A 7,301-nucleotide genomic window follows, 5' to 3' on the forward strand; every position below is an offset into this window, starting at 1 on the left:
TACGACGCGGGTCTGTATATCGGGTGCAATATGAGTCATGACTGAGAGTGAAGAGAAAGGTTTAGTAGAAAATGGCACAAAACTCTGAAAAATCCAGCCTATTTTGAGGGGGCTGAATAGTTACGAAGTGGCATCAATGATAGAAGTTGCGGCTAAAAGAGGGGTTTCGGTCAACTGGCTTGCTCAGGGAGAAGGTTCAGAAGTGATGCTGGGTGCGTTGAAGGATTTGAAACGGACTCCGCAAAGTGAAGTAGTCAAAAATCAGTTTGGTAAACAAAAACTGTTCTTTTCAAATCATACAGCCAGTATTCGAGAGCTGGAAAAGCTGATTGACGAACTGGGCCTTTCTAAAGACAGTAAATGGTTTAACTCTGCACCACTGGATGTTTTTGCTGGGGGAATCCGGAAAAATAATCTTGTTGCAGAAATTGTGATGGCTGGTAAAAAGGCAGCACAAGAGGCCAGAGATAACAATGAAAGTGTCATTGGTGCTCATAGTAGAAACATCAGTAAGAAGGTATTGAATACACCTGTTGCAGTAACGGCTCTTGGTGGTTATGGAATGGCAAAAATGTATGGGCAGCTTGGTAGCGAAGCGCTCGGAATAGGTGTCGCTGCTGTTGCTTTTGCCACGCTCAAAAAGGGGCCAGGGTTGTTGGATGCCATAAAGACTTTGCACGCTCTTGCTAATGGTAAAGGAAGAGGTACGTGGTATGACAGCAATGAGCAGTTTGTCAAAGATGTAAGACGAGCCAGAGCGGTAGCATAAATAATGTTAAAGAGACTGTTTGCATCTAGAGCCAAGCCGCTTGGCCCTGACATGAAAAAGCTGACGCACTGGAAATTTGATCTTTCCGGAGCGGTCTTTGAAATTGCACTACCATATTCGAACACGGATATGTTTGGAGAATCAAAGACTGATTGTGATGTCAATATTAACGATCTTTCTCAATATTCTATAGATCATAGATTGAGAGAATCTCAGGGCTACTATACCTTTATGAGGCGTCATTGGGGTTATTGGGCTGGGTTTGGTCAAGATTCTTACTTAGGTCACAATACGGGTGCTGCGATGGTTGTCTTTGTGCCTGATCTACCTGAAGGCATGAGTTGCTTTTGCCCTCCACAACTGGAGCAGGCTGACACCCGGTCTCACTATTTTTCTGGTCCAGGTAGGCCTATGTCTATTGAAGATCTTAAAAACACTTTGGGTCCTCGGCCAAGAAGAATACAACCGCAAAAATGGAAGGTTGTGAACCTCAATGGTGTTCAGTGGGCTACTTATCAAAGCATGAGACCTCAGCCCGGTCTTACTCTTGAAGAAGACGCACACTTCAACAGTGCATGGATTACACCCGTTTCAGACTGTCACTATTTAAAAGTCATATTTCCAACCAGCCAATGGACGCCAGTGGATGACTCCCGTCGTGTCCTTGAAGACATGATTGAAACCATAATGTCTACAGTCACATTAACACTATCTCCCGAAGCTCAAGCACAGAAAGAAGCCGCTGAGAAAAAATGGCCTGATGCCAAGTACTGTGAATCCAGAGAGCCGGAAAACTGGGTCTATGAAGAGTTTGTATACCAACCTGAAACGGATACAACAGAGCATGTAAAGGCGAGTCCGCCACCGGCTTGGCAGCCATGACCTGATAGATGCTGCAATGGTGCGATGTGCATAGGTATTTTCTGCATAAGTACGACGAACAACTTCACTTTTCCTAGTACCTCGTATAGTATGTGCTCCACTGTTTGAGAGCAGCTACCAGACGCCGAGAAACTCAGTAGAGTAGATTCTCTGAAAGGTGTCCAAAAAGTGTCCATAAAACTGACCAGTAACGAAAGATATTGATCAAAAAGGACGTTATAAGGTAGAGTAGTCATCGCTAAGTGACTGAATTACTTAGCAATAGCGGTCGAAAGGAAGGATTCGAATCCCTCCCTCACCGCCAGATCACTCTTTCTCATCATTTATAAGCCTGCATTCTGGCTTAACTGATATTAGTCTTCTCCATTCTTGATTCCATACCTGGCTGTGTGTTGCACCTTCAACTCTGTTTATAGAAATGCAATTCTGGCGACTTAACGAATTTCGATAATGTTTTGATATCTGATAAGGAATGATAGGGTCTTTGCTGCCGTAAAAATGCAGCTGAGGAATTTGGCTTAGTCTCTCCTGAAAATCCAGTGGGTTCATTGCGGAAGGCATAGGAGTGACTTTATGGAATGCATTGGTAAAGTGCGGATCGAGATTGCCAGCCAGAGTCCAGATGGATGTCACATCTTTCCTATGTGCAGCAGAGAGTAAAGCAAGTGTTGCGCCTCCTGAATACCCAACTAGCTCCAGTTCTTTGTAGCCACCCATTTTTTTCAAATAATCGATAGCCTCGTTCATGCTTTCAAGAGACGTTGAGTCATAGCGACCAAAGGTCCAAACGGATTTATTGCACGAATCAGTCATGATGTACTGGCATGGTCTGCCCAAGTATGCGATATCAGCGTATGGATCTTCCAGCATAAGGCTATGTACCAATCTATTGACCGGAGTTGGGTTGCTAGAGGGGATGCCTCTTTTAAGCCAGGCTTTACCGTCGCCTTCTATATATATCCTTAATTTAAGAGTGTCAGGTCGTTTTGGTACCCAGGCTTTAAGGGTGTACGTTGAGGTTATAATCTCAATAGGTTTCAGCTGCTTTGAAATGGCCAGAGATTGAGTGGTAGTCGTATTAAAGGGAGCCGGTGAGTGGCAGCCATGTAGAAAAAGGCTAGAAAAAAGAATCAGAAGAATGTGTTTCATAGGTAAGCAGTGCTTTTTTAGTACTATTGTACCCTTTGAATTATCGAATGTTTAATGTTTTTTAATAGAGCCTTCCTGTAACAGTATTTTAATACTCTGGATATGAATGTTAAATAAATACCTTTAAATTGAATATATATTGAAATTAACAACCGGTGAAAGTTAGTTGATGAATTATATTTGATCAAATTTTTAATTTAATAGAATCTAGAGAAAAATTAATCCCACTTTTAATTCTGAAACAGTATTTAATATTGCTTCTACCCCTCTGTACGATACCCAGCCTTCAGGCTCCTATGCCTGAGATGTCCATTGATTTGAAAAAGCTCATAAATGAGAAAATTCAACGAGCAAAACATCCAGACTAGAGGTTGGAGTTGGAGTAATGAGACAAGTTCAGGTGTTTAAAAAGACACTGCTTTCCGTAGCCGTTGTAACGGCTCTTGGTGGTTATGGTAATTATTCACAGGCTCAATACCATGTGGATAATGATTTCTTTAAAACAGTCGATAAAGTCGATCTTTCCGAGATGGTTAAGGCTCGGGATGAATTGGAGGCAGATGATCCGCTGAAGGCGCAAGCTGATAAGGCTGTTAGTCGTTATGAGACTTATAAAACTAAGTACGATGAAAAGCATACAGATGCAGAGCGTCTGTTTGTGAATGCTAATTTCTGGAAGCAGCTGCAAGCCGAGGCGCCTGGATTCTTTTTGATGGGGGCAAATAAAGCTGCTTCTGATGATGGAGGGAGCACAACTTCTGAAGAGCAGTCAGGTGATAGCCAGCCTAAAGAAGAAAAACCTTTAGAAAAGCGTGCAAAAGCAGTTCTGACAAAGTTCGAAAGAAGTCCTGAAACCCTGGGTACAACTGAAGCAAGGTCTCAATTTAATGGAGAAGACCATGGTATTCAGCAGCGTCTTGTTAAAAGGGCAGGGCAGAGCCTTCAGCAGGCTCAAGAGAAGCACTTGAAAGGCTTGTTAGCGCTTAGTGATTATAAACTCAAGGAAGCCATTCTTGTTGAAAAAGAAGTCATGGATGAGGCTACTAAGAAAACCAAAAAGGTTAAGGTAGCACCTGAGGCTGTTGTCCTTAGAGGTATGGATTTAACGGATGAAGGTGTTAGAAAGGCTGTTCTTGAAAAGTTAGCCAAAATCGATGAGGTTTTTGAATTAAAGACCGCTGGTGATGGCAAAATTACCCAGTTAGGCTTTAAAACCAAGGTTTTGGACTTAGCTGGCGTCAATAGTGGCTTTAAAGACGGAGAAAGACTTCCAGTGGTAGCTTCGACTGCAACTGGCGAAGGTGTTGATAATAAGGCGCATGGTACGGTCGTTCTTTCTGAGAAATCCAGTGCTGTGCACGACGGGTTTGGTACAAAAGAACGGGCACTGGATGCATTTGTTGCTAAAGAAGGAACATCTGTGCGTGTTGCGAAAGATGGTGTTATCCGATCCACCATCATTTATCTGAAAGACGTTGATGACGTTTCTGGTGTAGGTATCGAGGGTGAAGGAAATCAGGCAAAAGAGGCTCGTACTTTTGTCGACTTGATTGCTGCTCTTCCAGAGCAAGTTAATGTTATGGAAGAAACCAAAAATGAAAAGGGTGACACAGTTCAGAAGCCTGTAGCTCGAAAATCGACGATTGCGGTTATCGAAGGAGCGAAAGAAGGTAATGTCAACGTAAAAGGCCATGAAGATGTACGCATCACAGGGTCCAAGTTGAAAGTCAGGCAGGTCGGTGTTGCTGAAGATGGTGTTACTCCAGCTTCCACAAATGTTCATCTGACAGACAGTGATATTACTGTTGATGCTGGCTCTGATGATGCAGCTCAAGGTGGTAAAGGTGTCGTAGCTGGTCAGAACATTGTTCTGAGTAATACTCGTCTGCGTATTCAGGAAGAGAATAAAATTCTTCTTGAGGATGCAGCTTCAGGCGAGTCTGAAGGTGATGACAAAGCAAAAGATAAAAAACAGCCCAGATCAATTACGGTGACGGAAATTAAGGCTGTGCCTGTCAAGGGCCTAAATGCTCAAAGGGCAATGGAAGGTTCTACCGACGGCTTTGATAAGCATATCGTTGCTGTTGATGCTGAAGATGTGCCTGATGTATTTGAGGTTAGAAAAGGTTCTGTCTCACATGTCAGTTTGACAGATTTTGAAAGGGTTTTGGTTGAAGATGGTCAGCTGCATGCTGATGTCGTCAGTACAGCTGAAAAGCCATTGGCCTCTTTTGATCTGAAAGGTAAGGCGACTGTTCGTTCAATCTCTAAAGAAGCTAAGCCTGTCTTTGTTAGCAGAGATGCAGATGTAACTCTGGCTTCTGGTCAGGAGGTCACCAAACATATCCACGGTTTCAGAAACTTTGTTCTGGACGGTGGTTCTCTGGAAGGTGATCTGAAAGGTTTCGCTGCTGATAAAGGCAATGAAAAAGATCCTAAACGTTTCACTGGCTCCACTGTTACTTTAAGAAAAGGTACTTTGAAAGGTGGTGAGATCGGTGGCGTTGTTGACGGTGCTGATAATGAGCACGTCAAGGAAGTGCGTGTAACTGGTCTGGTTGAAGTTAAGCCCGGTACTACTGAGCTGGCTGCACTGGATGTTGATGAAACGAAAAAGGCCCAGAAGGCAGTCTATCAATCGACTGACCTGAATCAGGCAAAAGTTGTTGCTCCTCTGGTTGTAGATTCTAAGGGTTCCCTGAAAATCTATAAGACCTTTAAGCAAGGCAAACTAGATGGCAAGGGTAAGGCTACTACGGCTTACGCACCTTCTTTGTTGGCAACTAATGGCAAAACACTTGAGAAAGGTGCAAGCCTGGTGTTGGCTGTCGATATGCATGATCCATCTCTGGCAGCAGTACCCTATGCCAGTGTTGATGGTGCTTTGAAACTGAAAGGTCAGAACAAGGTTAATCTTGACCTTTCTAGCATGGATGGCAAGAAGCGTTTTGAGCATGCCAGAAAACTCTACCAGGATGCTAAGTCAGGTAAGGCTGTCGCGACTTCGATTGCTGCAGTGGAAGCTGATAAGGTGGAAGGTAGTTTTGTAGCTCCAGAAACAGGAAGTGTCTTCCTGGATGCTTCTACTAGCGGGTTTGCGAAGAATGAACAGACTAAGAAGTCTATGTACTCTCTTGATCTGAAGTACGATCCAAATCCAATGAATAAGCTGCGTACAGAGCATGGCTTGAATGAGAATCAGGCGAAGACTTATGTTGCCATGAACGAGGCAGCTATGACTGCGGCTCATATGCCTACTTCTGAAGCTATGTATAACACTGTGCAGTCGGCTGATGATGGTAAAGCCATTGCTTCAGTTGTTGAAGATGTCATGCCAGACCTCCATAACGGAGTTGGCAGGGCTGCAGTGACTTTGCAGAACAAGGTGAATGAGTCTATCGGTCGTCGTCTCAGCAATGGACGCACAGGCATTAGTGCAGGTGATATGTTTGAATCTCAGGGATTCTGGGCAGAATATATCTTCAGCGATGGAAAAATGGATAACAAGGATGGCGTCAAGGGTTATGAAGCCAAGGTTAATGGCGTCACTCTTGGTGTTGACAGTATGCTGAATGATCAGATGACTGTTGGTTTTGCTTTCACATTCGGCGATACAAAAGTTGAAACCAATGATGTGAAGCGTGACACCACCACTGATACTTATATGGGTACACTCTATACTGGTTGGATGCAGGATAACTACTTCCTGGATGCCATGTTCAGTTATGGTCGTGGCACTAATGAGTATAAGCGCTATTCAGTGGCTGATAAGAGCATCAGCTACAAAGGCGAATCTGATAGTACAATCTGGGGTGCCAGTTTCGTAGCGGGTTATAACTATCAGCTTAATCAGTGGATTCTTCAGCCACAGATTGCGTTCAACTACGCCAGTGTTGATTTTGACGATTTAGTTGAAAAGAAAGTCAGTGGCGGTGGTAACTTTGCTGAGAAGCGTAAAATGAAAGAGTTCGAAGTCATGGAGCTGGGCGCAGGTCTCAAGCTGTTGGGTGATTTCGAAGTTGGACGTGGCACACTTCAACCTGAGTTCGTCTTGATGGGTTATCATGACTTTAAGGATGATAAACCAGAAGTAACTGTGTCTTTCCTGACTGGGCAAGGAACACCTATCACTCTGACAGGAGGCGATCGAGAGCAGAATCGATTCCTGGCCGGTTTGGGTGTTAGCTATAAAATGGAGAACAACCTGAGTCTGGGACTGCACTATGATCATAACTGGATGGGTGACTATAAAGCAGACAGCTTTAATGCCACTGTCCGTTATGATTTCTGATTAGTCATAGACTAACGATTAACCACCAGCGTCTGTAACAAGACCTGAACTTTTTGCCCCGCTTCTGCGGGGCTTTTTTGTTTGGCTCTTAGCGGATTCCGGGGAGCTGGAAACAGGATGACTTATGTGGCTATGAATAGAAGACGTTTTCTTGTAAAACAGTGTCATGAAACTTTATGATCTCCTCGATAACGCCAAGTGCTATGAACA

The 7,301-nt window shown here is 43.8% G+C and carries 4 protein-coding genes; 3 read left to right on the forward strand and 1 reads right to left on the reverse strand.

The genetic code is table 11. From position 1 onward, the window contains the following. Positions 1 to 136 precede the first annotated feature (136 nt). The gene (locus tag ACR2PX_RS14025) at positions 137 to 769 is read left to right on the forward strand and encodes a hypothetical protein (RefSeq protein WP_433999976.1); all 633 of its coding nucleotides are present in this window, start codon (positions 137 to 139) and stop codon (positions 767 to 769) included. A 3-nt stretch (positions 770 to 772) separates the two neighbouring features. Then, positions 773 to 1,651, forward strand: a complete 879-nt coding sequence (locus ACR2PX_RS14030) for a hypothetical protein (protein ID WP_433999977.1) — start codon at positions 773 to 775, stop codon at positions 1,649 to 1,651. A gap of 306 nt (positions 1,652 to 1,957) precedes the next feature. Here the strand turns inward: ACR2PX_RS14030 and ACR2PX_RS14035 are convergent, their stop codons facing one another. Then, positions 1,958 to 2,521: a hypothetical protein gene (locus ACR2PX_RS14035; RefSeq protein ID WP_433999978.1), complete on the reverse strand. Its 564-nt coding sequence runs from the start codon at positions 2,519 to 2,521 to the stop codon at positions 1,958 to 1,960. A gap of 664 nt (positions 2,522 to 3,185) precedes the next feature. On the opposite strand from ACR2PX_RS14035, the gene ACR2PX_RS14040 reads away from it, so the two are divergent. Further along, positions 3,186 to 7,091: an autotransporter outer membrane beta-barrel domain-containing protein gene (locus ACR2PX_RS14040; RefSeq protein ID WP_433999979.1), complete on the forward strand. Its 3,906-nt coding sequence runs from the start codon at positions 3,186 to 3,188 to the stop codon at positions 7,089 to 7,091. Positions 7,092 to 7,301 lie beyond the last annotated feature (210 nt).

The sequence above is a fragment of the Endozoicomonas sp. genome (assembly GCF_051008435.1).
In the GTDB taxonomy this organism is placed as follows: domain Bacteria; phylum Pseudomonadota; class Gammaproteobacteria; order Pseudomonadales; family Endozoicomonadaceae; genus Endozoicomonas_A.